General features: G+C 66.9%; 23 protein-coding genes and 1 pseudogene. 14 read left to right on the forward strand and 10 right to left on the reverse strand.

The annotated features are described in order from the left end of the window. The first annotated feature begins 130 nt into the window (after nt 1-130). Both DFR24_RS19440 and DFR24_RS19445 read left to right on the forward strand, forming a co-directional pair. Nucleotides 131-1,129 (forward strand): NADP-dependent oxidoreductase, encoded by a 999-nt coding sequence (locus DFR24_RS19440; protein ID WP_133883065.1) that lies wholly within the window; start codon nt 131-133, stop codon nt 1,127-1,129. 145 nt (nt 1,130-1,274) lie between these two features. Then, nucleotides 1,275-1,673 carry a hypothetical protein gene (locus DFR24_RS19445; RefSeq protein ID WP_133883066.1) on the forward strand — a complete coding sequence of 133 codons (399 nt, stop codon included), beginning with the start codon at nt 1,275-1,277 and terminating at the stop codon, nt 1,671-1,673. 88 nt (nt 1,674-1,761) lie between these two features. Here the strand turns inward: DFR24_RS19445 and DFR24_RS19450 are convergent, their stop codons facing one another. The 5 genes from DFR24_RS19450 to DFR24_RS19470 form a co-directional block, all read right to left on the reverse strand. Beyond that, nucleotides 1,762-2,625 carry an enoyl-CoA hydratase gene (locus tag DFR24_RS19450; RefSeq protein WP_133883067.1) on the reverse strand — a complete coding sequence of 288 codons (864 nt, stop codon included), beginning with the start codon at nt 2,623-2,625 and terminating at the stop codon, nt 1,762-1,764. A 125-nt stretch (nt 2,626-2,750) separates the two neighbouring features. Further along, nucleotides 2,751-4,058 (reverse strand): hypothetical protein, encoded by a 1,308-nt coding sequence (locus DFR24_RS19455; protein WP_133883068.1) that lies wholly within the window; start codon nt 4,056-4,058, stop codon nt 2,751-2,753. Between the two features lie 141 nt (nt 4,059-4,199). After that, nucleotides 4,200-5,168: a DUF7064 domain-containing protein gene (locus DFR24_RS19460; RefSeq protein ID WP_133883069.1), complete on the reverse strand. Its 969-nt coding sequence runs from the start codon at nt 5,166-5,168 to the stop codon at nt 4,200-4,202. A 179-nt stretch (nt 5,169-5,347) separates the two neighbouring features. Continuing rightward, entirely contained in the window at nt 5,348-6,514 is a 1,167-nt protein-coding gene (locus tag DFR24_RS19465; protein ID WP_133883070.1) for an acyl-CoA dehydrogenase family protein, read from the reverse strand. A 166-nt stretch (nt 6,515-6,680) separates the two neighbouring features. Then, nucleotides 6,681-7,592 carry an SDR family NAD(P)-dependent oxidoreductase gene (locus DFR24_RS19470; protein WP_133883071.1) on the reverse strand — a complete coding sequence of 304 codons (912 nt, stop codon included), beginning with the start codon at nt 7,590-7,592 and terminating at the stop codon, nt 6,681-6,683. Between the two features lie 119 nt (nt 7,593-7,711). On the opposite strand from DFR24_RS19470, the gene DFR24_RS19475 reads away from it, so the two are divergent. The 5 genes from DFR24_RS19475 to DFR24_RS19495 all read left to right on the forward strand — a co-directional run bounded on the left by DFR24_RS19475 (nt 7,712) and on the right by DFR24_RS19495 (nt 12,145). Beyond that, nucleotides 7,712-8,503, forward strand: coding sequence for an enoyl-CoA hydratase-related protein (locus DFR24_RS19475; protein WP_210772413.1), 792 nt, complete (start codon nt 7,712-7,714; stop codon nt 8,501-8,503). Between the two features lie 188 nt (nt 8,504-8,691). Continuing rightward, nucleotides 8,692-9,984, forward strand: coding sequence for an enoyl-CoA hydratase-related protein (locus tag DFR24_RS19480; RefSeq protein WP_133883073.1), 1,293 nt, complete (start codon nt 8,692-8,694; stop codon nt 9,982-9,984). Then, nucleotides 9,984-10,409 (forward strand): FAS1-like dehydratase domain-containing protein, encoded by a 426-nt coding sequence (locus DFR24_RS19485; protein ID WP_133883074.1) that lies wholly within the window; start codon nt 9,984-9,986, stop codon nt 10,407-10,409. Before DFR24_RS19480 ends, DFR24_RS19485 begins: the two co-directional genes overlap by 1 nt. After that, nucleotides 10,406-10,807 carry a MaoC/PaaZ C-terminal domain-containing protein gene (locus DFR24_RS19490; RefSeq protein WP_133883075.1) on the forward strand — a complete coding sequence of 134 codons (402 nt, stop codon included), beginning with the start codon at nt 10,406-10,408 and terminating at the stop codon, nt 10,805-10,807. Before DFR24_RS19485 ends, DFR24_RS19490 begins: the two co-directional genes overlap by 4 nt. Nucleotides 10,808-10,885: 78 nt before the next feature. Further along, nucleotides 10,886-12,145 (forward strand): acetyl-CoA hydrolase/transferase family protein, encoded by a 1,260-nt coding sequence (locus DFR24_RS19495; RefSeq protein WP_133883076.1) that lies wholly within the window; start codon nt 10,886-10,888, stop codon nt 12,143-12,145. A gap of 144 nt (nt 12,146-12,289) precedes the next feature. Here DFR24_RS19495 and DFR24_RS25190 read toward each other — a convergent pair whose 3' ends face one another. The 3 genes from DFR24_RS25190 to DFR24_RS19505 all read right to left on the reverse strand — a co-directional run bounded on the left by DFR24_RS25190 (nt 12,290) and on the right by DFR24_RS19505 (nt 13,791). Further along, nucleotides 12,290-12,421 carry a hypothetical protein gene (locus DFR24_RS25190; RefSeq protein WP_281280201.1) on the reverse strand — a complete coding sequence of 44 codons (132 nt, stop codon included), beginning with the start codon at nt 12,419-12,421 and terminating at the stop codon, nt 12,290-12,292. 43 nt (nt 12,422-12,464) lie between these two features. Continuing rightward, complete coding sequence (locus DFR24_RS19500; protein WP_133883077.1) at nt 12,465-12,734, reverse strand: hypothetical protein; 270 nt, start codon at nt 12,732-12,734, stop codon at nt 12,465-12,467. A 145-nt stretch (nt 12,735-12,879) separates the two neighbouring features. Continuing rightward, nucleotides 12,880-13,791: a helix-turn-helix transcriptional regulator gene (locus tag DFR24_RS19505; RefSeq protein WP_133883078.1), complete on the reverse strand. Its 912-nt coding sequence runs from the start codon at nt 13,789-13,791 to the stop codon at nt 12,880-12,882. A gap of 180 nt (nt 13,792-13,971) precedes the next feature. On the opposite strand from DFR24_RS19505, the gene DFR24_RS19510 reads away from it, so the two are divergent. The 6 genes from DFR24_RS19510 (at nt 13,972) to DFR24_RS19535 (ending at nt 19,923) form a co-directional block, all read left to right on the forward strand. Further along, nucleotides 13,972-15,135 (forward strand): hypothetical protein, encoded by a 1,164-nt coding sequence (locus tag DFR24_RS19510; protein ID WP_133883079.1) that lies wholly within the window; start codon nt 13,972-13,974, stop codon nt 15,133-15,135. A 10-nt stretch (nt 15,136-15,145) separates the two neighbouring features. Next, on the forward strand, nt 15,146-16,126 hold the full coding sequence (locus DFR24_RS19515) for a phosphotransferase family protein (RefSeq protein WP_133883080.1): 981 nt from the start codon (nt 15,146-15,148) through the stop codon (nt 16,124-16,126). Between the two features lie 25 nt (nt 16,127-16,151). After that, nucleotides 16,152-16,655: an acetyl-CoA carboxylase biotin carboxyl carrier protein gene (gene accB, locus DFR24_RS19520; protein WP_133883081.1), complete on the forward strand. Its 504-nt coding sequence runs from the start codon at nt 16,152-16,154 to the stop codon at nt 16,653-16,655. Between the two features lie 18 nt (nt 16,656-16,673). Then, entirely contained in the window at nt 16,674-18,146 is a 1,473-nt protein-coding gene (locus DFR24_RS19525; RefSeq protein ID WP_133883082.1) for a carboxyltransferase, read from the forward strand. Between the two features lie 33 nt (nt 18,147-18,179). Further along, nucleotides 18,180-18,584 (forward strand): Zn-ribbon domain-containing OB-fold protein, encoded by a 405-nt coding sequence (locus DFR24_RS19530; RefSeq protein ID WP_133883083.1) that lies wholly within the window; start codon nt 18,180-18,182, stop codon nt 18,582-18,584. Nucleotides 18,585-18,774: 190 nt separating this feature from the next. Continuing rightward, nucleotides 18,775-19,923 (forward strand): thiolase family protein, encoded by a 1,149-nt coding sequence (locus tag DFR24_RS19535; protein WP_133883084.1) that lies wholly within the window; start codon nt 18,775-18,777, stop codon nt 19,921-19,923. Here the strand turns inward: DFR24_RS19535 and DFR24_RS19540 are convergent. Next, nucleotides 19,901-20,362, reverse strand: coding sequence for a hypothetical protein (locus DFR24_RS19540; protein ID WP_133883085.1), 462 nt, complete (start codon nt 20,360-20,362; stop codon nt 19,901-19,903). The genes DFR24_RS19535 and DFR24_RS19540 overlap by 23 nt on opposite strands. Before the next feature lie 332 nt (nt 20,363-20,694). Here DFR24_RS19540 and DFR24_RS19545 point away from each other — a divergent pair, with 332 nt between their 5' ends. Then, nucleotides 20,695-23,367 carry a FimV/HubP-related protein gene (locus DFR24_RS19545; RefSeq protein WP_133883086.1) on the forward strand — a complete coding sequence of 891 codons (2,673 nt, stop codon included), beginning with the start codon at nt 20,695-20,697 and terminating at the stop codon, nt 23,365-23,367. Between the two features lie 83 nt (nt 23,368-23,450). On the opposite strand, the pseudogene DFR24_RS19550 reads toward DFR24_RS19545, so the two are convergent. Further along, nucleotides 23,451-23,690: pseudogene (locus DFR24_RS19550) on the reverse strand (DUF1329 domain-containing protein); the annotation flags it as partial.

A 23,690-nucleotide genomic window follows, 5' to 3' on the forward strand; every position in this document is an offset into this window, starting at 1 on the left:
CACCGAGGGGGCGCGGACGCCCCCCTCGAACGGGTATTCGTATGGTACCGTATCTTATCGCCCGACCGGCCGCGCGAACCGCCTACTGGCTGCTCGCGGCCGGCGTCCACGCAGCTCCTGGGAACGCCACATGCAGAACCGCCAGATCGTCCTGAAGTCCCGTCCCGTCGGGATTCCGCAGCCCGAACATTTCGAGCTGAAAGTCTCCGAGGCGCCTGCGCTGAAGGACGGCGAATTCCTCGTCGAGAACCATTACCTGTCGGTGGACCCGGCCCAGCGCGGCTACGTCAACGACGAGAACAACTACGCACCGCCGGTTCCGATCGGCGCCGTCATGCGCGCCATGGCCGTGGGCAAAGTCGTGGCGTCGAAGTGCGCCGACGTGCGCCAGGGGGAGTTCCTGTACGGCTGGTTCGGCTGGCAGGACTACTGCGCGGCGACACCCGCCGGCATCCTGCGACGCGTCGACCCGGCGCAGGCGCCGCTGTCGACCGGTGCGGGCCTGCTCGGCATCAACGGCCTGACCGCGTACCTGGCGCTGCACGACATCGGCAAACCCAAGCCCGGAGAGACGGTGCTCGTCACCGCGGCGGCGGGCGCGGTCGGCAGCATCGTCGGTCAGCTCGCGAAGCTGGCGGGCGCTCGCGCGGTCGCGGTCGTCGGCTCCGACGACAAGGGCCGCCAGTGCTGCGAGGAATACGGCTACGCGGCCTTCATCAATTACCGCAAGCCGCTCGAAGGAGCGCTGCGCGAAACCTGCCCCAAGGGCGTCGACGTGTTCTTCGACAACACCGGCGGCGAGATCGCCGACACCGTGATCCGCCAGATGGCCTTGTTCGGCCGCGCGATCCAGTGCGGCACCATGTCGATCGCCTCCTGGGTTCCGAACCCGGTCGGGCCGCGCAACGATCGCGAAATCCTGACGCGCCGCCTGCGCATCGAAGGCTTCGTGATCTTCGATCACCTCAAGCGCTACGACGAAACCGCGGCGAAGCTCGCGGCCATGGCCCGCGACGGTTTGCTGCGCTACGCCGAGGATATCGGCACCCAGATCGCGGATGCGCCGCAGGCGCTGGTCGACGTCTACTCGGGCCGCAACAAGGGCAAGAAGCTGATCAAGCTGCGCTGAGGAGGAGGCCGTCGACCCGGGATTTCACGGAAAGCATCCAGCCGGCCGCGGGAGCCGTAATCCCTCTGCTTCGCGGCCGAACGTGCGATGCTCGGGCCGCTTCTCGGAAGCTAGTCCACCAACACTGCTGGACGGGGTAGCCGATATGATTACCGACGTCGACATCAAGAACACGGTGCTCGAGCTGTTCGCGCGCAGAGGGCTCGCGCAGGGCGACGTGATGTGGCTTTCGCGGCTCGAGAAGTTCTGGGCCGACACCCGATTGCGTCGTTCCGACCTGGTCACCGCCATCGCCATGCTCTGCTCCGAACATATGCTCGTCATCGACGAGCAGGACGGCGAGACCTGCCTGTCGCTGTCGCCAGAAGGCGAGAGCCGGGCCGCGGAGATCCTCGCCACGGGCGTGGACTACTGGGGGCGCTACCTGCGGGAAGAGCTGCTGCCGGGTGTTCGCACGACGCAGCAGGCACCGGGCGCGGATGGCGGAGGGCGGCGTCAGTACGAGGCGGAGGCGCAGCCCGAGATGCCCTGGACCAAGGACTGAGCGTGTTCTGCGCGCCATCCCGGGACGGGAAGGCGCGCACGATCCTTCGCCAAGCCTGCTCGCGATGAGCAGCGAAGAACCCGCCCCCTTAGGCGCCGCCCACCTTCGTTCCCTTGGGCATCGCCGGCGGAAGTCCCGACGGATCGATGAGCTGGTCGAACATCTTGAGGTTGTGCGTGTGCGCGAGCTGGTGCAGATGGAAGGCGTTCTGCATCGCGATCTCGCGGCCCTGCGCATCGACCGATCCGTTGATCGCCTTCTTCGCGAGCTTGAGCGCGAAGGCCGGCTTGCGCGCGATCTTCGTCGCCATGTCGAGTGCGGCTTGCGCCAGCCCGTCACGCGGCACGACCTGGTTGACCATGCCCCAGTCCTGCGCCTGCTGGGCCGTAAATTCGTCGCTGGTGTACAGCATCTCCTTGGCCTTGCGTGCGCCCAGTTCCCAGACGTGCTGGAAGAACTCCACGCCGCCGACGCCGATGGTGACGGTCATGTCGCTGAACGTCGCATCCTCGCTGGCGATGATGATGTCGCAGGGCCATACCAGCATCAGTCCACCGGCGATGCACTTGCCCTGCACGGCGGCGATCGTAGGCTTCGGGATGTTGCGCCAGCGTTCGGAGAATCCCAGGTAGATCTCTTCTTCGCGCGCCATCTGTCCCGCGCCGCCGCCGCATCCGAATCCGCACACCGGGAACACGGTGCGGAACTCGCTCATGTTCTTCGCGTAGTCCTTCTCCAGCAGGTCATGCCCCGCCGAGAAATGCTTTCCGTTGGCCGCGAGGATGATCACCTTCACGTCTTCGTCGTGCGCCGCGCGATCGAAGGCTTCGTTGAGCTGATAGAGCACGCGCGTGTCCTGCGAGTTGGCCTGCGCGGGACGGTTCAGCGTGATGCGCGCCACATGCGGGGCGGCCATTTCGTACAGGATGAAACTCGGGGACGACTCCGACATGGGGAACACTCCTCGCAGGGAAATCAGGTCATGGCTGTGCAGACGCAAGCGTCCGCGGAGCGCAAGCCTCGCACACGCCCGCCCCCGAATTCATGCGGGGACGGGCTATTCCCTCTAACGGGGGATCAGGCCAGCAAGGTCTGTTTCAGCAGCTCGCCGAACGCGGCCGCCGCCGGGGCATCGAGCACGGACTTGCGGTAACGCAGCGTCAGGTACATCCGGTCCGCCAGCGACGCGACCCCGATCGTGATACCCATCGGCTCGGGCGCCGGTGGGCTGAACGCGATGTCCGTGACGGGTCCGGCCTCGCCCATCGGCGGCAGGTCCGCGAGCCGGCCCAGGTTGGTGACCCAGGTGGTGTCGACGAGGTTGCGGCCCAAGGTCGGCGTGATGTCGCGCAGCCGCGACTTGAGCATCGCCGGCAACAGCTTGGGCACATCGAGCACGTCGATCAGGATGCCGGACGCCCCTGCTTCCTTGAGCCGCTGGGTCTGCTCGCTGACGAACGCGGTCGCGGCCGCGAGGTCGTGCTGCTCCTTGGCCGGCAGGTTGATGCTCACGTACGACGAGTAGTTGCCGACGACTTCGAACCACCACTCCGCCGGCCGCAGGTTCATCGGCATCATCGAGGTGACCCGCCCCGCCTTGCGGCCCCGCTGTTCGTTCCAGTGCGCCGTGGCGACGAGCATGCCGGCCAGCACCAGGTCGTTGACGGTCGCCGGCTTCACGCGCCGGGCCATCAGCGTCCGGGTCTCGTCGGCGTCGAGCGTCAGCAGCAGGCATCCGTATCCGGCGCGATCGCCTCCGTCCTCGGTCTCGTGCCGCGGCGCGAGGCGGGCCGGCGAACGCGCGGAGGTGGCCAGATGCTCGAACAGCAGCTTCAGCCGCCGCCCCAGCTCGGGCAGCGACTTGGTACCCGCCAGGGCCTTGAGATCGCGCACGCCGAGCGGGTCGAACGCGGGCACCGGGTCGGCAACGCCGGCGTAGTGCCGGATCGCCGAACTCAGGATGCGGAACGTCGACATGCCGTCGGCGATCACGTGGCTGAGGTTGATCATCATCCGGTCGCCCGCCGGCGTCTTGACCAGATACATCAGGAACGCGGGCGACACCGTGGTGGGCACCTGCAGGCTGACCAGCGAATCGCGGGCACGCGCCACGTCGGCGTCCGACGATGCCGTGACGACCGTCAGCGGAATCTGGTCCGGGCTCTCCGGAATCTCCCACCAGTAGCGCACCGATCCCGAGTGGTAGCGCTCGATGCGCGCACGCGCGACCGGATGGCGCGACAGGGCGTAGCGCAGCGATTCACCCAGGCGCGTCGCGTCGATGCGCCCGGCGAACGCGAGTTCGAAGTGGATGCTCCACGGCTCGTGGCGACGCTCGATGTTGTGAAACGCATCGTCCAGCAGATTGAACGGCACGCGCTGCATCGGCGATCTCCGCAGTCCCTCGGTGGATCGCAATATAAGCGGCGGTGTGCGCGTCGTGCGACGCCGTCGATGACGCGGAGCGGGAGACGGTCGCGAGTTCCGCCGCGCCGTCCGCCGCTCCTCACAGGACTTGCCGTTACCTCAGTTGCGCGCGCGGATCGCGTCGCGGTTGCGCGTCAGGTACGCGCGGCTCAGGCCGAGCTGTTGCACGCCGTAACCGATCTTGCCGTTGTGATTGGCGCGGAAATACGACTGCAGATAGGTGTTCGACGGATACGGCGCCCAGTAGCAGGAGTTGATCGCCGAGTACGTCATCAGGAAGGTCTTGCCGCGCGTGTCGGTGACCTCGATCTCGCCGCCCAGCGGCACGGCCTTGCGGTATTCCTGGGTGCCGCGCGACGACACGATGCCGTACACCTTGTCGCGCTCCGAGACGTAGCCGCTGATGTGCGCGCCCATCTCGTTGGTCCTGGCCAGATTGTGCGCCTTGAACAGGTGCACGGTGAGGTCCTCGCCAAAGCTGGCGTGCCACCAGATCACCGACGAATTGTCGCGCTCCGGGCGCGGCCCCCAGCTGCGGTCACCGGTGTCGACGCAGTCGATCTTGTAGCGCTTGCCGCGCGCGACCAGCTCGCCGGTGACGCGATACGTGACGTCGTAATGTCCCGACCACGACGAATCCCAGGCACCGCTCTGGCGCTTGGCGGCCATCGGGTCCATTTCAGGATCGTTGAGATCGAACGGGTCGTGCAGCGCGACGAAGTCCAGATCGAAGCGCGTCTCGTCGATGCCTTCGTACTTGGCGCGATAGCGGCGCGACGGATCCGTGGCCTCGATCGTCAGCCCGTTGGGCAGCGTGAAGTTCAGCAGCGACTTCGGGCAGGGCAGGTGCTGCTGGTTGTCGATGTAGAGCTGCTCTTCCCAGAGGTCCGTCAGGCGGTCGTGCAGCGAGATGTCGCAGGCACAAACGCCGAGCATCGGCCGCGTCACCACATAGATGATCCCGTTGAGCGAAGCCTCGGGCACGTGGAACGGCAGCGCGATGGTCTCGACCCACTGCCAGTGGGAATCGGGCTTGAAGTGATACTCGGCGTCTTCCGGCTTGATCATGTCGGCTCCTCGAATTCTTGTGATGGCCCGGATGCGATCCGGGCCTTCTCTCATCCATCTATAACGCCGCGACGATTCGCAAACTTGTGCGGAGTTGCGACGCCGCGCCGTAGCCCGGGTGGAACCCGGGATCCTTTTCTCTCCGAGCGAACGCAATCCCGGGTTTCACCCGGGCTACGTCAATATGACTTCGGCAGATCCAGCACCTTCTCCGCGATGAAGTTCAGGATCATCTGTTCCGTCACCGGCGCGATGCGCGGCAGCATCGATTCGCGGAACAGGCGCTCCACCTGGAACTCGCGCGCGTAACCCATGCCGCCATGCGTGAGCACGGCCTTGGTCGTCGCATCGAAGCTCGCACGGCCGGACAGGAACTTGGCCGCGTTGGCTTCCGCACCGCAGGGCAAGCCCTTGTCGTACAGGTACGCGGCGCGCATGCACATCCAGTACGCGGCCTCGAGGCTGCACCAGGCTTCGGCCAGCGGATGCTGGATGCCCTGGTTCTTGCCGATGGGGCGGCCGAACACGACGCGATCACGCGCATACTTGGCGGCGCGGTTCAGCGCGTCGCGACCGATGCCGATGGCCTCGATGCCGACCAGCACGCGCTCCGGATTCAGCGAGTCGAGCAGGTAATAGAAGCCCCTGCCCTCGTCGCCGATGCGGTCCGATTCCGGCACGAAGTAGTCGTCGATGAACGTCGCATTGGAGTCCACCGCGTTGCGGCCGAGCTTCTTGATGCGGCGCACCTCGATCTTCGTGCGATCGAGATCCGAGTAGAACAAGGTCATGCCGTCGGTGGGGCGCTTGCACTCGCTCTTGGGCGTAGTGCGCGCCAGGATCACGATCTTGTGCGCCTCCTGCCCCGTGGACGTCCACATCTTGCGTCCCGTGATGCGGTAGCCACCGTCGACCTTCTTCGCGAACGTCTTGATGCTCGTCGTGTCCAGACCCGCGTCGGGCTCAGTGACACCGAAGCAGGCCTTCTCCTCACCCTTGATCAGCGGCGTGAGCCAGCGCTTCTTCTGCTCGGGCGATCCGTGCACGACGATCGCGTGCGGCCCGAACAGGTTGATGTGGATGCTCGATGCGGCCGCCTGGCCGCCGCCGCCGCTGGCCACCGTGTGCATCATGATCGCGGCCTCGGTGACGCCCAGGCCCGCACCACCGAGTTCCTCCGGCATCGTGATGCCCAGCCAGCCGGCATCCGCCATCGCGCGGTAGAACTCCTCCGGGAAGCGCGAGTTCTCGTCGCACTCGTGCCAGTAGTCGTCGGTGAACTGCTGCGTGATCTTGCGGACCGAGGTCTCGATCTCGCGCTGGGTTTCGTTGAGTTCGATTTCCATGACTTGCCTGAAGTAGTTGGGTTTTCACCGCAAAGGCGCGAAGAAAGGCAAAGAGGAGGACGCAAAGGGCGGATGGAAACGACGAGGCCGCGCCCCCGCACTCTTCACCTTGGCGCCCTTTCTTTTCCCTTTGCGCCTTTGCGGTTGAATTGTTCGGGAACCGTGACTACACCGGTTCCCACGTGAAGACGTCCGACGACCGGTCGAGCTTGTAGAAGGATGCGCGCAGCGCCGGCAGCGCGCGGTCGATGCAGGCCTGCGGCGACCAGCCCTCGCCAGCATGCACGGAGCGGATCGGGCGTGGCTGGCTGAACAGGTAGATCTCGTTGCGGCGCACGCCGAACAACTGGCCGCTGACATCCTTGGCGCCGTCGCTGCACAGCGCGACGACGAAGGGCGCGATCTTGTCGGCCGTCATCATCTTGTTGACGCGGTTGCGCTCGGCGTTCTCCGGGGTGTCCGGAATGGAGCTGACCATGCGCGTGTAGGCGAACGGCGCGATGGCGTTGGAACGGATGCCGAACTTCTGCATGTCCAGCGCGATGCTCTTGGACAGCGCCGCCACGCCCATCTTCGCCGCGGCGTAGTTGGCCTGGCCGAAGTTGCCGATCAGGCCGCTCGTGCTGGTCATGTGCACGAAGCTGCCCTTCTGCTTGTCCTTGAAATGCGGCGCCGCGGCGCGCGCCACGTTGAAGCAGCCGGTGAGGTTCACCTGGATCACGGCGTTCCACTCTTCCTGCGACATCTTGTGGAAGATCGTGTCGCGCAGGATGCCGGCGTTGTTGACGATGGCGTCGACGTCGCCGAAGGCCTTCATCGCGTTGGCGAACAGCGCGTGTGCGCCGTCCCAGCTCGCCACGTTGGACCCTTCCGCGATGGCTTCGCCGCCGGCGGCCCGAATCTCCTGCACGATCTCCTCGGCCGGTCCCAGGCTGCCGCCGTCGCCACCCTGGCTGACGCCCAGGTCGTTGACCACCACGCGCGCGCCCTCGAGCGCCGCCAGCTTGGCGATCTCCGCGCCGACCCCGCGCCCGGCGCCAGTGACGATGACCACCTTGCCCTTCAATACGTCTGCCATTGGCCCAGAATCCTCGTTGGAGAGGGGGCGTCGCGCGCCCCGTTTGCGATATGGTACGGTACACTACTATCTCACGCACCCCCACCCGCCTGTCCACCCCTTCCCGAGAGGAAATGCCCGTGTCGAACTACAAGGACATCACGTACGAAGTCGGCGCCAACGCCGTCCGCATCACGATCAACCGCCCGGAAGTGTTCAACGCCTTCCGCACGCAGACCGTCGAGGAACTCATCGACGCGTTCAAGCGCGCAGATGAGGAAAAGTCGGTCAACGCGGTGATCTTCGGCGGCGCTGGCGACAAGGCGTTCTGCACCGGCGGCGACCAGAAGGTCCACATGTCCGAGGACGGCCTGTACGGCCCGCGCGGTCTCGTCGGCCTGCCGATCGAAGAACTGCAGAGCGCCATCCGTGACTGCCGCAAGGTCGTCATCGCGCGCGTGCAGGGCTTCGCCATCGGCGGCGGCAACGTGTTCTGCACCATCTGCGATCTGACGATCGCCTCCGAGAAGGCGCAGTTCGGCCAGGTCGGCCCCAAGGTCGGTTCGGTCGATCCCGGCTTCGGCACCGCCTACCTCGCCCGCCTCGTCGGCGAGAAGAAGGCGCGCGAGATCTGGTTCCTGTGCCGCCGCTACAAGGCGGACGAGGCGCTCGCGATGGGCCTGATCAACAAGGTCGTGCCGCACGACCAGCTCGACGCCGAATGCGAGACCTGGGCCGCCGAGATCAACGCGCTGTCACCCACCGCGATCGCCATCGCCAAGCGTTCGTTCAACGCCGACTCCGAGAACATCCGCGGCCTGAGCTACCTGGGCATCGCGGCGGTGAAGGGCTATTACCAGAGCGACGAATCCAAGGAAGGCGTCAAGGCCTTCAACGAGAAGCGCAAGCCGGATTTCAAGAAGTTCGTCTAGATCTACTGCAGACGTTCGCTTCGAAAGCGAAATACCGCAAAGGCGCAAAGGGAAAAGAAAGGACGCAAAGGAAGCATTGAAGCGGGTGCCGTCGGCGCTCGGTCACTGAAAATCTTTGCGTCCTCCTCTTTGCCTTTCTTTGCGCCTTTGCGGTGAGATTTTCACGACCTCACAACGAGCCGCGCTCGATGACCGACCTCAATATCCACACCGAACTCGACGCCGACGGCATCCTGCTCGCGCGCATCGACATGCCGGGCCGCGCGATGAACGTGTTCTCGCGCAGCCTGATGGACTCGCTCGAGCAGCTCGTCGTGCGTGCGCAGTCCGACGCCGCGATCAAGGCCGTCGTGCTGACCTCGTCCAAGGCCACGTTCCTGGCCGGCGCGGATCTCGAGATGATCCAGATGTTCACGCAGCGGGCGCGCGATGCGAGCACCGCCGAACTGCACGAGCTGTTCGGCCATCTCGGCCGCCTGTTCCGCAAGCTCGAACTGAGCAACAAGCCGTTCGTGGCCGCCATCAACGGCCTGGCGCTGGGCGGCGGACTCGAGGTGTGCCTGGCCTGCCACGCCCGCGTGGTGGCGGACGATCCGGCGATCCAGCTCGGCTTGCCCGAGATCAAGCTCGGACTGCTGCCCGGCGCCGGCGGCACGCAGCGCCTGCCGCGCCTGGTCGGCACCGCCAAGGGCATGCAGATGCTGCTCACCGGCGAGCCGGTGGCACCGGCCGAAGCGCTCGCGCTCGGCCTGGTGCACGAGACCGCGCCCGCCGACCAGCTCATCGAGGCCGCGAAGAAGCGCGCCCGTTCGATGGCGCAGCCGCGTGCGGTCTGGGATGAACCCGGCGCCCGCTTCGACGCCAAGCCCTACGATTTCTCCGACGCGAAAAGTGCGTTCGCCGCGATCGCGAAGGACGTCGGCATCAGCGACTACCAGCTTCGCTACTACCCCGCCTACAACGCGATCCTCGGATGCGTCGTGGGCGGCTGGTCGCTGCCGATGACCGAGGGCGGCGAGCACGAGATGCGCATCTTCGTCGAACTCATGCGCGACGCCGTCGCCGGCAACATGGTCCGCACGCTGTTCCTGAACCGGCAGCGTGCCGCCAAGCTCGGCCTGCTCGCGGCGACCAGCCCGCTGGCCAGCGGTGACGATGCGCTGCTGCCGCAGGTGAAGGCCGCCAAGGCGAAGGCCAAGGCCGCCGGCCTCGACGAGAACGACACCCTGCTCGCGACGTCGCTCGCCGCACTGCGCGTGTGGAATGCGGGCAAGGTCGAGCAGACGGAACTCGCGGACGTCGCCGTCGTCGCCGCCGGTGCGTTCCCCTCCTACACCGGCGGCCCGTTCACCTGGGCTTCGCAGCACGGAGCCGAAGACCTTCGCCACCGCGCCGCCGATGCGCAGACGCGGCTCGCCGCGCAGGCCGAGCTGTTCGCGCTGCCGGCCGGGCTGGATCGCTACTTCCGCGCGGCGGCCTGATGGCAGTCGATCGCGCACGGATCGGTTACGCGCTGCCGGCATTCGACGTCGTCGCCAGCGCCGAGCGCATCGCGCAGTTCGCGCAGGCCATCGGCATGAGCGCGGCGCCTGATGTCGCACCGCCCACGTTCATGAAGGCCGTCGAAGGCGAGAACAACAGTTCGCGCCGCATCCTCGATGCGCTGGCGGTGGACCTCAAGCGCGTGCTGCACGCCGAGCAGCAGTTCGACTATCTCGCGCCGATTCGCCGCGGCGACGTGCTGCGCGTACAGCGCACGGTCACCGACATCTACGAGCGCAAGAACGGGCAGATGGAATTCATCGTCATCGAATCCAGCATCACGCGCGTCGACGACGGCGAACTCGCCGGCCGCTCGCGCCAGATCGTGCTGGTGCGCCACCCGGCGCCGAAGGTGGCGGCATGACGAATCTGCTCACCGCATCGCCCGGCGACCTGATCGCCGAATACGACAGCGGCCCGATCGATCGCCAGATGCTCGTGCGCTACGCCGAAGCCTCCGGCGATACCAACCCGCTGCACCTCGATCCCGAGTTCGCCCGCAAGGCCGGATTCGCCGACGTCATCGTGCACGGCATGCTCAGCATGGCTTTGCTCGGACGCCTGCTCACCGAGAACTTTGCCGCCGATCGTCTGCGCGGCTTCGATGCGCGGTTCGCCGGCATCGTCGCCGTCGACCAGTCGCTGCGTTGCAGCGCCCGGTTCGAGAGCCGCGACGAGATCGACGCCGTTCTCGCACTCGAAGCCGTCGACGGCAGCGGCGCGAAGGTGCTCATCGGGACGGCCCGCGTTCGCCTCGCCTGACGTGCACACCGCGGACGACAACGTTCGCGACAGGTCGTGCACGGGGCGCCCGCCACAGATGGCAAACTGATTTCGCCCATGCCCGACATCCTGACCCTCGAACACGTCATCGCCCGCTTCAAGCCCGGTATGACGGTCTTCGTCCCCGGCATGTCCGGCGAAAGCCTGGCGCTCTACGACGCGCTGAAGCAATCGCCCGAGGCCGCCAACGGCGTGCGCTTCGTCGGCGTGCACTTCCCCGGCATCAACCGCTCCGACTACCTGGGGCTGCACCCGGCGGCGCAGCAACGTTCGTGTTTCATGTTGCCGGGCCTGCGCGCGGGGCTGATGGATGGCCGCGCGCAATTGCTGGCCGTCGACTATCCCGCCGTGTTCCGCGATCTCGAGTCGCTGTCGCCGCAGGTCGACATCGCGTTCGCACAGCTCAGTCCTCCGGACGCGCAGGGTCTTTGCAGTCTCGGCGTCTCGGCGGATTTCCACGCAGCGGTGTGGGCGCGCGCCAGGCAGCGCATCGGCCACATCAACCCGCGCCTGCCGCGCACGCGCGGCTCGTTCAGCGTGCGCTACGCCGATCTGGACGCGGTATTCGACACCGAGCAGGACGTCCTCACGTATGACGGCGGTACGCCCAACGAGGCCATGCGGGCGCACGGCGCGCTCGTCGCAGGTCTCGTGCGCGACGGCGACACGCTCGAGTTCGGCGTCGGCAAGCTGCAGGCCGGAATCCTCGGCGCGCTGTCGGGTCACCGGAACCTGCGCGTCTGGTCCGGCATGGCCTCGACGCCGGTGCTCGACCTGCTCGATCGCGGCGTCATCGCCGGCAGGGAGTCGGTCAGCATTGGTGTCGCGCTGGGTGATCGCAGCCTCTACGAGCGCGCCGCGCTCGACGACACGTTCTTCTTCCGCCCGGTGTCGGAGACGCACGACGTGTGTCGCATCGCCGCCATCCCGCGTTTCGTCGCCATCAACTCCGGCGTCGAGGTCGACCTGTTCGGCCAGGTGAATGCGGACTCGATGAACGGCCGTCTCGTCGCGGGTGTCGGCGGGCTGCCGGCCTTCGTCGCCGGCGCCTCGCTGTCCGAAGGTGGCCGCTCGATCATCGCGCTGCCGGCCGCCACCGACGACGGCAAGTACAGCCGCATCGTGCCGCGACTCTCCGGCTCAGGGCTGGTCGCGTTGCCGCGGCACACCGCCGACACGGTCGTCACCGAACACGGCGTCGCCGAGTTGCGGGGTCTCGACATCCATGGGCGCGCACGCGCTCTGATCGCGGTCGCTGCACCGGCGATGCGCGAGTCGCTCGCTGCGGCGTGGACTGAGCTGTCGCGCGCGTTGTAGCGGCGACGCACAGGCTCCGTAGCCCGGACGAAGTCCGGGATTCCCCTCGCAAACGGAGCGCAACCCCGGACTTCGTCCGGGCTACGGGCCCCCAATAAAAAAGCCCCGCCTCCTTGCGAAGGCGGGGCCCGTCTCACACAGACGTTACGGACAGCAGGGCATGCCGCCAAAACAGCAGGCGGCGCCGGCGACGCAACAGGCGCCGGCAGCCAACACGGTGGTGGAAGTCGCGAGCGCAGAGAGCGCCGCGACCAGATTGAGCAGCTTCGTTTTCATGGTCTTCCCGGTTTGTGATTTGAAATACGGCCAACCCAACCGGTCAGACCGCCGGCGGCCGCCAGATTTCCACCCGATGCCCGGGAACCGCATCGATGCGCACCACGGCCACTCGCTCGATCTCCATCGATCGATCCCACCACACCGGCCACGAAGGCTGCAGGCCGGGACTCACGCAGGAAGTGCATGACGAGGCGGACGACGCGCTCGTCATCATCATCGGGCAGGGCTTGCCGTCGTGACAGCAGCCCGGATCCACCGCCCATGCATCGGCCATGACCTGTCCCAGCAGCAGAAGACCTGCGAGGAACATCAAGATCCGGGGCGTGAGTCGATTCACTCCGCGAGCCTAGTACCGCAAACCCATCCGGTAAAGCGAAAGTAGCCCGGGTGAAACCCGGGATTCCTCTCGCAAACGGAGCGCAACCCCCGGTTTCACCCGGGCTACGGCAGATCGCCTAGTTCGGCCCCAGCCGAAACGCCCGCGGCGTGACGCCCGCATCGCGGCGGAAATACTCGGTGAAATGCGCCTGGCTCGAGAAGCCGCAGCGCAGCGCGATCTGCGCCAGCGTCAGATCCGAGTGAAGCAGCATGTCGCGCGCACGGATCAGGCGACGCTGCGTGAGGTAGCGATGCGGCGACAGACCGGTGGCATTGCGGAACGCCGAAGCAAAACAGGTCCGCCCGAGGGCCGCCTCGTCGGCCAGCGCCTGCAGCGAGATGCCGGTCTCGACGCTGTCCTCGATGCGCTCGATGACCCGCTCCAGCCGCTTCTGCGACAGCGCCTGCGGAACACGCGCCAGCACATCGCCCTGGGCGTCTTCGCGCAGCAGGTGCAGCGCCATGAAATCGCAGATCGAATCCGCGTACAGGCTTCCCTGTTGGCTCGGATGCCGCAGTTCCTTCTCGAGCGCCTGGATCGTGGAGATCAGCAGCGGGTCCTGCACGCCACAGCGAAAGCGCAGCGCCGGCTTGGTGACGGGCGCGCCGTCCGCCGTGGAGAAGAACGCGGAGCCCAGGTGCACCGAGCGCGAATGCACTTCGCCGCGGATGTCCCAGGCGATGCGCGTGGCGGCCGGGATGATCGTGACCAGCCCCGGGTGCGTGCGGCGGTCCCAGCGGCGCTCGACCTTCACCGGCACGCTCGGAGCGCCGCCCACGTGGTAGACGATCGCCGGCTCGTTGAACGGTTCGAACTCGGCCTCGCGGCAGTCGCCGCGCCAGCCGTAGAGCGCCACGTGTTTCCACCCGGCCGATTCACTCGACAGTTCCGGAGCGAATCCCACCGCTTCGCGGATCGACCGGCCGGTCGCCGCAAAGCGCGCAGGCGTTGCGCCGGAGGACGGTCGAGGAGCGGGAGTGGACAGCATTCCTGTTTTCTACACCCCCTTTCAGGGCTGCGGCAAGCCGTTCGAGCCCGCGGGGCGGGGCCGGAGCAAGCCCCGGACCCGGCCCCCGATTCCGATAAGGTCTGCACGATTTTGAAAGACGCGAGCCGGCCGCCCGGCCTTCAATCGCGCAGAGTCGATCAGACCAGAGGAGATCCCCCGATGACCCCCAACCTCGGCCGTCCGTCGCCCGCGGACGAAATGCTGAACCACCAGACCGCCAACCTGTTCAGCCGCGTCGGCGAATCCGACCTCGGCTGGACCGAGAAAATCTGGTTCGCCATTCCCAGGAAGGACGGCTCGGTGGAGATCGACTTCGGCCTGGGCAAGTACCAGAACCGCAACGTCATGGACGGCTTCGGCGGCATCTCGCGCGGTCGCCAGCAGTGGACGGTGCGCGGATCGCGCGCGCTGTCGACCGAGGCCAACCGCATTGGCGTCGGCCCGCTGCACTACGAGGTCGTGGAGCCGCTGAACAAGCTGCGCATCCGCCTCGAGGAGAACAGCACGCAGCCGGTGGCGTTCGAGATCGAGTTCACGTCGCTCAATCCGCCGTTCTGCGAAGACCGTCACCTGCAGTACGACGAGGGCGGCTATCGCGCGGTGTCGGACATCGTGCGCTTCCACCAGGCCGGCCAGGTGCGTGGCTGGTATTCGATCGAGGGCAAGAAGGAAGACATCGCCGCCAAGGACTGGATCGCGTTCCGTGACCGCTCGTGGGGCGTTCGTCTCGACGTGGGTGCCTCGCCGACCGACCTGCGGCCCGCACGCAACTGGGGCGAGAAGGAGATGGCGAACATGTCCTTCCTGCTCAACTGGTCGCCGATGTTCATGGAGAAGCCCAACGGCGAGCGCTACGAGTACCACTACTACCTGCAGATGCGCGATCACAAGCCGTTCTACTTCTCGGGCTACCTGAATCATCAGGACGGCAGCCAGGAGCGCATCGCGCGCATCCGCCCCGAGCTGAAGTACGACGACCGCACGCGCCGGCTGCTCGGCGGCAAGATCCACTTCGACATGCTCAACGGCGAGAACCGCACCGTCGAGATCGAAGTGCCGGGCGAGGCGGGCTTCCATCTGGGCTGCGCGCTGTACCTGGGCCTCGACGGCAACAAGCACGGCATGTACCGCGGCGATCCGTTCATCGACGGCGAGAAGATCGAGGACACCAAGGACCTGGCGACGCTCAAGCGCATCCACCAGCTGCGCGATTGCCCGATCCGCATCCGCGAGGGCGATGCCGTGGGTCACGGCATCTTCGAATCGGTGCTCGTCGGTGCGTGGCCCGAGTACGGCCTGACGGCCGAGCATTCGTTCATCTGAGGCCGGCGCCATGGCTCGCGACCTGGAGCGCATGACGCGCGGGCTGCGCGGATACCTGAAGGACGGCGCCAAGGTCACCGGCATCAAGGCGCTGTCCACCGGCCACTCGAACGAGACCTATCTCGTCGAGGGACTCGATCGCATCCTGCGCATGCCGCCGTCCGAGGAAGGCCTGCTGCCGCCGTACGACATGGCGCGCCAGCACGCCATCCTCGACGCAGTGGACAAGGCGCCCAAGGGCCCGCCGGTGCCGACGATGTACGAGCTGTGCACCGATGCGTCGGTGATCGGCGACGACTTCTTCCTGATGTCGCGACTCGACGGCGAAGCCTTCGATCACGTCGCGCCGGACTGGATGAAGCGCGCGGGTGCGGACACGGTGTCGTCGATGTGCGCGCAGTGGGTCGGCGCGATCACCTCGCTGCACGCCCTGCCCGCTTCGCTGATGCCGCCGGGTTCGCGCAGCGTCGAGCAGGAGATCACGCACTGGCGCGACGTCGCCGTGCAGGCCGAAACCGAGAAGAGCCTGATCGATCTGCTGGAAGCATTGCTCGCCAAACCGCCGGCCTCATCGGGTCCGATGACGCCGGTGCACGGCGACCCCAAGCAGGGCAACTGCCTGTGGAAAGGTCCGGAGATGCAGGCGCTGCTGGACTGGGAGATGGCCGGTGTCGGCGAACCGCTGACGGATCTGGGCTACATGTTCCAGTTCTACGATCAGGGCGAGGTGTCGTTCGCCAACGCGGGCTTCGAACTCGCAGGCTGGTGGCCGCGTGGGCGCGTGGTCGAGGAATGGCAGCGCGTGACCGGGCGCGTCGCACGCGACATCCGGCTGTACGAAACGCTGGCGCTGTGCAAGGTCAGCAGCATCATCGCGCTGGGCTATCACCTGTCGCGCACCGGCCGCGCAACCGATCCGCGCTTCGCGTCATGGGGCGCCGTGGTGCCGCTGTACGTGGAGCTCGCGCGAAAGCGGGCGCAGATGAAATGACGGCGAAGAACAAGGATCACGAACAATGCCGCTGAGCGAAAAAGAGATTCTCGAAGTCCTTGACCTGTTCCAGAAATCGGGATGGGAGGACCTGACGCTTGAGAGCGGCGGGGTGCGCTTGAGTATCTCGAAGAACGGGCGTGCGCAGAATTTCTCGCCCCGTAGCCCGGACGAACTCCGGGGTGCCCGCTCCGTGATCGAGGAGAAGCCCCGGACTTCGTCCGGGCTACGGGAGGCGCCTTCCCACTCCGCGCCGACGCCCACTCCCACGATCGATCCCCGCTGGATCGCCGTGAAGGCGCCGATGCTCGGCACGTTCTACTCGGCGCCCAAACCGGGCGCTCCGCCTTTCGTCGCGGTCGGCCAGCAGGTCACCGCCGATGACAACGTCTGCATTCTCGAAGTCATGAAGCTGATGAACTACGTGAAGGCCGGCGCCGCAGGCAAGGTCGCGCAGATCGCGGTGGTGAACGGGGCCCTGGTCGAGTTCGACCAGGTGATGATCTACATCGATCCCGCGAACGGCTGATCGAAGAAGGAGCTTTTCATGAGCCGCACCATTCGATTCGTCGACCAGACCCTTCGCGACGGCCAGCAGAGCTGGTGGGGCATGCGCATGCCCGCTGCGATTTCCCTCGCGCTCTCCCAGGATCTCGACAGCGCCGGTTACGACGAGCTCGACATCGCCGGCAGTTCGCTGTTCGAGATCCAGGTCCGTCACTGCAAGGAAGATCCCTGGGAGAACCTGCGGCTGCTGTCCGCGGCGATGCCCAAGACCAAGCTGCGCGCCGGCACGCGATCCAACGGCATCGTCACGTTCAACCTCACGCCCGATGCGGTGATGGATCTGTGGGTGCAGCGCCTCGCCGCCAACGGCATCCGTGCACTGTGGATCTACGACGGGCTGTTCAACATCGACAAGATCGCGCGACTTTCGAAAGTCGCGCGCGCCGCCGGTTGCGAAGCGGTGCCGACGATGCTGTTCTCGTCGAGCCCGTATCACACCGATGCGTACTACGCGGAGCGCGCCAAGGAGCTCGCGGCGCTGGATGTGGACGGCATCGAGATCGAGGACGCCAGCGGCGTGCTCACGCCGGAGCGCACGCGCAGCCTGTGCAAGGTGGTCAAGAAGGCCATCGGCAAGAAGCGGCTCGAACTGCACTTCCACAACAACACCGGCCTGGCACCGCTCAACTACCTCGAAGGGCTCGAGCAGGGCGCCGACACGATCCACACCGCGAGCCGGCCGCTCGCCAACGGCGTGGCACATCCGTCGACCGAAGCGATGCTGCGCAACATCGAATGCAAGGGCTGGAAGTCCAACGTGGATCTCGCCGTCGTCGAGCGCGTGTCGGCGAAGCTCAAGGCGATTGCCGAGCAGGAGGGCCTGGTCATCGGCCAGCCGGCCGAGTACGACCTGTTCCACTACGAGCACCAGTTGCCGGGCGGCATGACCGGCACCTTGAAGAACCAGCTCAAGGATCGCGGCATCGAGACCAGCCTGCCGGCGATCCTCGAGGAGATCGCGACCATCCGCCACGAGCTCGGCTACCCGGTGATGGCCACGCCGTTCTCGCAGCTCATCGGCACGCAGGCCGTGATGAACCTGATGACGCCCGGCGAGCGCTACAAGTTCGCGCCCGACGAGATCATCACCTACGTGCTCGGTCATTACGGCAAGCCGGTGGCACCGCTCGACCAGAACGCGAAGGATCGCATCCTCTCCACGCCGCGCGCGAAGGACTTCCTGAACTGGACGCCGCCGCAGCCTTCGATCGCGGAACTGCGCAAGGATTTCGGCAACGTGTCGGACGACGAACTGATCCTGCGCCTGCTGGTGCCCGAGAAGGAGATCAGCGCGATGCGCGCCGCCGGACCGCCGAAGCGCGACTACGTGATCCGCGGCAACAAGAGCGGGCCGGTGGCGCTGATCGAGAAATTGATGAGCCAGCCGATGGGCAATCACATCGAGTTCGAGAACGCGGATTTCTCGATCAGCCTCGGACGCAATGGCGCGTGAGCGCTTCGCTCGTATAACTCTCGATAGACGACCATGTCAGAACCCTCCGCACCTCCCATCAGCAAACGCCGCTCCGGCCAGGTCATGGGCGGGGCTTTCGTGTCCGATCCGCGCTGCGTGGTGAAGGGCGACAAGGTGATCGGCGTGCGCTGCGCCCACTGCCGCTACCCCACGTCGCCACCGGCGCCCTGGTGTCCGGCCTGCCAGCACCGCGAACAGGTCGAGGCCGAGTTCGGCCCCGGCGGTACGGTGTGGGCCTCGACACTCGTGCAGATTCCGGTCGGCCGCTGGGCGCCGCCGTACGCGATGGCCTACATCGACCTCGACGACGGCCCGCGCGTGATCGCGCACCTCGAAGCACCGGCCATCCTCGCGGTGGGCACGCGCGTGAACATCGTCGGCGGCGACGACGGTGATCTGATCGTGCGCCTCGCCTAGCAGGCCCATTCACCGCAAAGGCGCAAAGGGAAAAGAAAGGGCGCAGAGAAAAGCGGAAGGCAGACCATCGTCTGGTTCCGGTCAACAGCCGCTATTCATTCTTTACCTTTGCGTCCTTTCTTTTCCCTTTGCGCCTTTGCGGTAAGAACTCCATCTAATCCCATCTCCACTCCCCGTCCCAAAGGCCCCCATGTCTGATCGCAAGGAAGTCGTGATCCGCGGCGTTGGAAGCTCCCACTACGGGCGCTTTCCGGATCGCCGGGTCGAGTCGCTCGCGTGGGAAGCCATCCTCGAAGCGATGCAGGACGCGGGCGCCGAAGCCGGCGAGATCGAAGCCGTGTTCGTGGGCAGCGTGTTCGGTCCACCGGGCGTGGCGACGCGCACGCTGCGCGGCATCGGCATCGGCGGCGTGCCGGTCATCACGATCGAAGCGGCCTGCGCGAGCGGCACCGCGGCCTACCACGAGGCCTGCGAGGCGGTGGCGCTGGGCCGCTATTCCTGCGTGCTCGTGTTCGGCATCGAACACCTGTCCTCGCTGTTCACGCGCGGCGCGATCGTTCCCGAGGCCACCGACAGCGAAGGCCGTGCGGGCCTGCCGCTGCCCGGTCTGTATGCGCTGCAGGCGCAGCGCTACATGGCGCAGTTCGGAACGCGGCCCGAGGCGTTCGCCGAAGTCGCGGTGAAGAACAAGGGCAACGGTGCGCACAATCCGCGTGCGCAGTTGAAGGGCAGCGCACCGACGCTGGACGAGGTGATGTCCGCGAAGATGATCGCCGAGCCGCTGACGTTCCTGCAGTGCTGCCCGGTCAGCGATGGCTCCGCCGCGGCGGTGGTCGGCCGCCCGAAGGGACGCCGCGGCGAAGTGCGCGTGCTCGCCTCCGCAATGGCCTCCGGCCAGTTGTGGGATCACCGCTCGAAGGAATTCTGGGGCGAAGGCCCGGTGCGTCGCGCCGCGCAGGCGGCCTACGCGCAAAGCGGCATCAAGCCTTCCGAGGTCGATGTGCTCGAAGTGCATGACTCGTTCACGATCGGCGAAATCCTGACGCTCGAAGCGCTCGACCTGTGCAAGGTCGGTGAAGGCGCATCGCTCGCTCCGAGCGGGCACACGCAACGCGGCGGCCAGCAGCCGGTGAACCCGAGTGGCGGCCTGCTGTCCCGCGGACATCCGCTCGGCGCCACCGGCACGGCGCAGATCGCGGAGATCGTCTGGCAGCTGCGCGGCATGGCCGGCGCACACCAGGTTCCGAACGCGAAGCTGGGCCTGGTGGAAACCATGGGCGGCGGCGCCGCCGGCATGGAAGGCAACGCGTCGGTCGTCAGCCTGCTGGCGCTGCGCTAGACGCGACGGGCGCTGCGGGCGCCACACCCAGCGGCGCCGACGATCCGCTTGGCACGGAACCTTGCGCAGCCTCGCGCGGGGCGAATTCCACTGGATAGTCGTTCACCGCCCATTCGCCGACATCCCGCTCGCCGAGGTACAGGCGCCACACCTCGGCGAACACCGCCTTGTTGAAAGCGGGATCCTGGAAGTCCGAGGAGATCAGGCGGCACTCCACGACCTGGCCGTTCGGCGCCACGACGAACGAAACGACGATCTTTCCGGCGTTCTGGCTGGCCCGATTCGAATTCAGCCAGCGCAACGAGGCCTGACGGGCTGCGAACGCGGCCTGCACATCGGCCACACGCCGTCCCTCTACCGGCGCCGCGACGGCAACCGGAGCAGGTTCTTCCACCGGAACGGCCGTTGCCGGCGATTCGCCCGCAGCGGTGGCGGGCATCTTCTCCGCCTGCGCACCGTCTTCGGCATCGGGCGTGGAGGCGCACCCGGACAAGCACAGCGCCAGTGTTGCAGCGAGTGTCGCGGCAACGATGGAGTTGCCCGCCTTCAGGCGTCGTCGTGAACGGGGAGTCGAGCGGATTGCCACCGGTGCAGGGAACGAGGGAAGAGGAATCGAAGCATAGGCCGAGAGCACCTTTCGCCCGACTGAACCGTCGGAGGCCTCGACGGCCTGCGACCCCGATCCGGCATCCGATCAAATCGTCTTTCCGAACACATATTGCAGGATGCACACTAGGCGCGGGCGGATCTGGGCCGCCCACGGAGGACGGTATGAAAACGTGCAAACGTCGCCGGGCGCCAACGCAACGTCCTGCTTCTTCGCTGCAACGTTTCGGACCGGCGGTATGGGTCGTCGCCCTTGCCGCGGGCGCCACCGGGCTCGCCCAGGCGCTCGATCTGGGCGATGCCAAGGCAAGACTGGTACTGGGCCAACCCTTGCGCGTCGACCTGCCGTTGCTGCTGTCACCGGGGGAATCCACGGAAGATCTCCAGGTTTCCGTGCGAGGCCGGGCCGCGTTGTCGGCCGAAGGCGATGCCGCGTGGATGCAGGGACCTTTTCGCATCCTCTTCACCAGCATCGACGGACTTCCGGGCCTTCGCATCTGCCACGAGCAGCTGCTTCAGGAACCGATCCTCGAACTTCACCTGGCCTTGCGCGCTGCCAACGGCCATATCCTGCGCCGCCGCTACGATCTGCTGATCGATCCGCCGCAACCGGGCAGCGCCGTCACCGCGTGCGAACTGCCGGACGCCGCCGCCATCGCGGCTCCGCATGCCCGCGCCGAACGTCCCCGGCATCGTGTCGGTCGTCACGCCGTCGCCGCTGGCGACAGCACCGCCGAAGGCAGGCTGGTCGTGCCGGGCGATACGCTGAGCGAGGTCGCGCAGACCTTGCGCGGGGATCGTCCGATCGCGCTGCCGGCCATGGTGGACGCGCTGTACCGGGCCAATCCGGATGCGTTCACCGGCAGTGCGGACCGGCTTCGTGCAGGCAGTCATCTGACGATGCCGGCGAACCTGCGCCGACTGGGCGCCGAGGTGCCGGCGACCCCGACGGCGGTGGACGTCGAAACCGCAACTCCTGCTGCCGCACCCGCCGCCGCTGAGCTTCCATCGTCAGCGCCGCCCGACGCAGTCCCGCGTGACTGGGCGCAGCGGCTGCACATGAGCGAGCGGCTCGCCACGCTTCCCACCGCCATCGAGCAAGGCCGCGTCGCCGAACGCTACCTCGCGGCGATGGCGCCCCCGGTTCCGGTCGAAACCGTCATCGACACGCCGGTGTCGACGCCGATCGCCGTCTTGCCCGACACGCGCTCGCGTGATGTTCCGACCGCAACCCGCGAGATTCCGGCCTGGCTGCGCAACGCCATCGCCGTACTGATCGTCGTGTTGCTGCTGGGCTGGGCGGTGGGCCGCAAGAAACGAACGCACCGGCGTCCCGCTGCTGCCGCGACGCCCGTTCCGGTCCCGCTCCCGCAGGCAGTCGCCGCACCGCCCGCCCCGGCGCCCGTCGGCGCGCCGTCGAGCGCACCGCCGCCCGTCTACTCGAGGACGCAGGACAACGCGCAGGAAGTAGGTCGCGATTTCTACGATGAAGTAGCGGCCTTGCTGATCGCCACGCTGCAGAAGAATCCGGATCGGCGCGACCTGCGCTTCCGCCTGCTCGATCTCTATTTCACGTCGGGCCGGCGCGATGCGTTCGTCGAGCACACGCGCGGGTACCTGGCCTCGCTGGCCGGCACGGCCGACGAGAACTGGCCGGAGATCGTGCGCATGGGCCGGCAGATCGCCCCCGAAAGCGGGCTCTACTCCGCACATCCGGGAGAAGCCGCGCGCGCCACGGTGATTCCGCTGCAGGGCGCGCGCACCGGGGTGCGCCGCTTCTACGAGAACGCCGATGCGACGGCGCTGCGGGCGCTGCGCGAGCACCTCGATCGCGCGTACACGCAGCTTCGCCGCGACAACGATTTCTGGCGCGAACTGACGGCGGTCTCGCGCCAGTCGCTCGCTCCCGATCCCGGCCTGACGCCGGCCGAGCGATTGACGCAGTACCTGGGTGGCGGCCGCGTCCTGTTCCGCGACGAACGCCGACGCGATCCCGACGAGGATGCGGCACTCGTCGCCATCGGCCAGGTGCTGATCGCGCGCCGGCTCGGTTACCGGCGCGTGGTGGCCGCAGGAATGCAGGCGCGGCATGCCTTGCTGGCTGCCCAGGCGGCGCAGCGTCTGGGCCTGTACTGCGTGATGCATCTTTCGGAGGCGGAGCAGGCTCACAACGCCGGCGCCCTGCAACGGCTGATCGGTATGCGCGCGAAGATCGAAACCATCCCGGACGCCAGTTTCGGCCTGGCCGCCAGCGCGCAGCTCTGCGCGTTGAACGATGCGCTCGGCAGTCATGATTCGCTGTACATCTCTCCCGCCGCAGGCGGCCCGTCGCCGTATCCGACGATCGTCGTGGACCTGGTGGCGATGCAGGGCAGGAGCCTGCGCGCGAGCACCACACAATTGCCCGGTGGTCATGCCGACGTGCTGATCACGCACAGCGGCGACGGCGTGCATACGCTCGGCACGATCGAAGCGTTCCTGGATGCCGTCGACACGCGCCTGCTGTGCATGGAGTCCGACAACCGTCCCCACGACGGCCTGACGTTCCAGCGCGAGCATCGGCTGCTGCGCGCCACCGGGCGCGTCGACTATCAGCACATCGCCGAAGAAGCGGCACGCTTCACCACGCAGTTCTGCGCCGAACGCGAGTACGCGAAGCTGGGGCCTGCGGGCAGCGAAGTGTTCGCCGCCGCGTTGCGCGCGGCGCGCGATCTGTCGGCCTCGCAGTCGGTCGTGGCGGTGTTGCCGTCCGAGATGACGGCCACCGGCGCGCAGCTCGCGGGCGAGACCGATGCGCGCGGCGACGCGATGCGCGTCGTGCCACTGCCACGGGCTTGAGCCGCCTGTAGCCCGGACGAAGTCCGGGATTCCGTTCGCCTACGGAGCGCAACCCCGGACTTCGTCCGGGCTACGGGGGCGCGTCAGGCCGCACCCAACTTCATCAACGCCCCCTGCGTGAGGTAACTGTCGTACAGCTTCGGATCGTTGGCGCCGCTGAAGTACTGGTTCTCGACCTGGCGGACCTGTTCGAGCCGGGTCACCGATCCGGTCTGGATATTCGCGGCAGTGACGTGGCACCAGCTCCAGTACGGATGCTTGCCGTCCATGATGCGCTTGTCGCCGTTCTCGTACAGCGAATACGCGCCGTCGAAGGAACGGTA

Origin of the sequence: Panacagrimonas perspica (genome assembly GCF_004364935.1) — a bacterium.
GTDB classification, from domain to species: Bacteria; Pseudomonadota; Gammaproteobacteria; order Nevskiales; family Nevskiaceae; genus Panacagrimonas; species Panacagrimonas perspica.

Coding starts and splice junctions, on each gene's coding strand:
- DFR24_RS19440 (WP_133883065.1), top strand. CDS start 131: ATGCAGAACCGCCAGATCGTCCTGAAGTCCCGTCCCGTCGGGATTCCG.
- DFR24_RS19460 (WP_133883069.1), bottom strand. CDS start 5,168: ATGATCAAGCCGGAAGACGCCGAGTATCACTTCAAGCCCGATTCCCAC.
- DFR24_RS19470 (WP_133883071.1), bottom strand. CDS start 7,592: ATGGCAGACGTATTGAAGGGCAAGGTGGTCATCGTCACTGGCGCCGGG.
- accB (WP_133883081.1), top strand. CDS start 16,152: ATGCCGCTGAGCGAAAAAGAGATTCTCGAAGTCCTTGACCTGTTCCAG.
- DFR24_RS19455 (WP_133883068.1), bottom strand. CDS start 4,058: ATGCAGCGCGTGCCGTTCAATCTGCTGGACGATGCGTTTCACAACATC.
- DFR24_RS19540 (WP_133883085.1), bottom strand. CDS start 20,362: ATGCCCGCCACCGCTGCGGGCGAATCGCCGGCAACGGCCGTTCCGGTG.
- DFR24_RS19545 (WP_133883086.1), top strand. CDS start 20,695: ATGAAAACGTGCAAACGTCGCCGGGCGCCAACGCAACGTCCTGCTTCT.
- DFR24_RS19480 (WP_133883073.1), top strand. CDS start 8,692: ATGACCGACCTCAATATCCACACCGAACTCGACGCCGACGGCATCCTG.
- DFR24_RS19495 (WP_133883076.1), top strand. CDS start 10,886: ATGCCCGACATCCTGACCCTCGAACACGTCATCGCCCGCTTCAAGCCC.
- DFR24_RS19465 (WP_133883070.1), bottom strand. CDS start 6,514: ATGGAAATCGAACTCAACGAAACCCAGCGCGAGATCGAGACCTCGGTC.
- DFR24_RS19485 (WP_133883074.1), top strand. CDS start 9,984: ATGGCAGTCGATCGCGCACGGATCGGTTACGCGCTGCCGGCATTCGAC.
- DFR24_RS19525 (WP_133883082.1), top strand. CDS start 16,674: ATGAGCCGCACCATTCGATTCGTCGACCAGACCCTTCGCGACGGCCAG.
- DFR24_RS19490 (WP_133883075.1), top strand. CDS start 10,406: ATGACGAATCTGCTCACCGCATCGCCCGGCGACCTGATCGCCGAATAC.
- DFR24_RS19530 (WP_133883083.1), top strand. CDS start 18,180: ATGTCAGAACCCTCCGCACCTCCCATCAGCAAACGCCGCTCCGGCCAG.
- DFR24_RS19500 (WP_133883077.1), bottom strand. CDS start 12,734: ATGTTCCTCGCAGGTCTTCTGCTGCTGGGACAGGTCATGGCCGATGCA.
- DFR24_RS25190 (WP_281280201.1), bottom strand. CDS start 12,421: ATGAAAACGAAGCTGCTCAATCTGGTCGCGGCGCTCTCTGCGCTCGCG.
- DFR24_RS19535 (WP_133883084.1), top strand. CDS start 18,775: ATGTCTGATCGCAAGGAAGTCGTGATCCGCGGCGTTGGAAGCTCCCAC.
- DFR24_RS19505 (WP_133883078.1), bottom strand. CDS start 13,791: ATGCTGTCCACTCCCGCTCCTCGACCGTCCTCCGGCGCAACGCCTGCG.
- DFR24_RS19510 (WP_133883079.1), top strand. CDS start 13,972: ATGACCCCCAACCTCGGCCGTCCGTCGCCCGCGGACGAAATGCTGAAC.
- DFR24_RS19515 (WP_133883080.1), top strand. CDS start 15,146: ATGGCTCGCGACCTGGAGCGCATGACGCGCGGGCTGCGCGGATACCTG.
- DFR24_RS19450 (WP_133883067.1), bottom strand. CDS start 2,625: ATGTCGGAGTCGTCCCCGAGTTTCATCCTGTACGAAATGGCCGCCCCG.
- DFR24_RS19445 (WP_133883066.1), top strand. CDS start 1,275: ATGATTACCGACGTCGACATCAAGAACACGGTGCTCGAGCTGTTCGCG.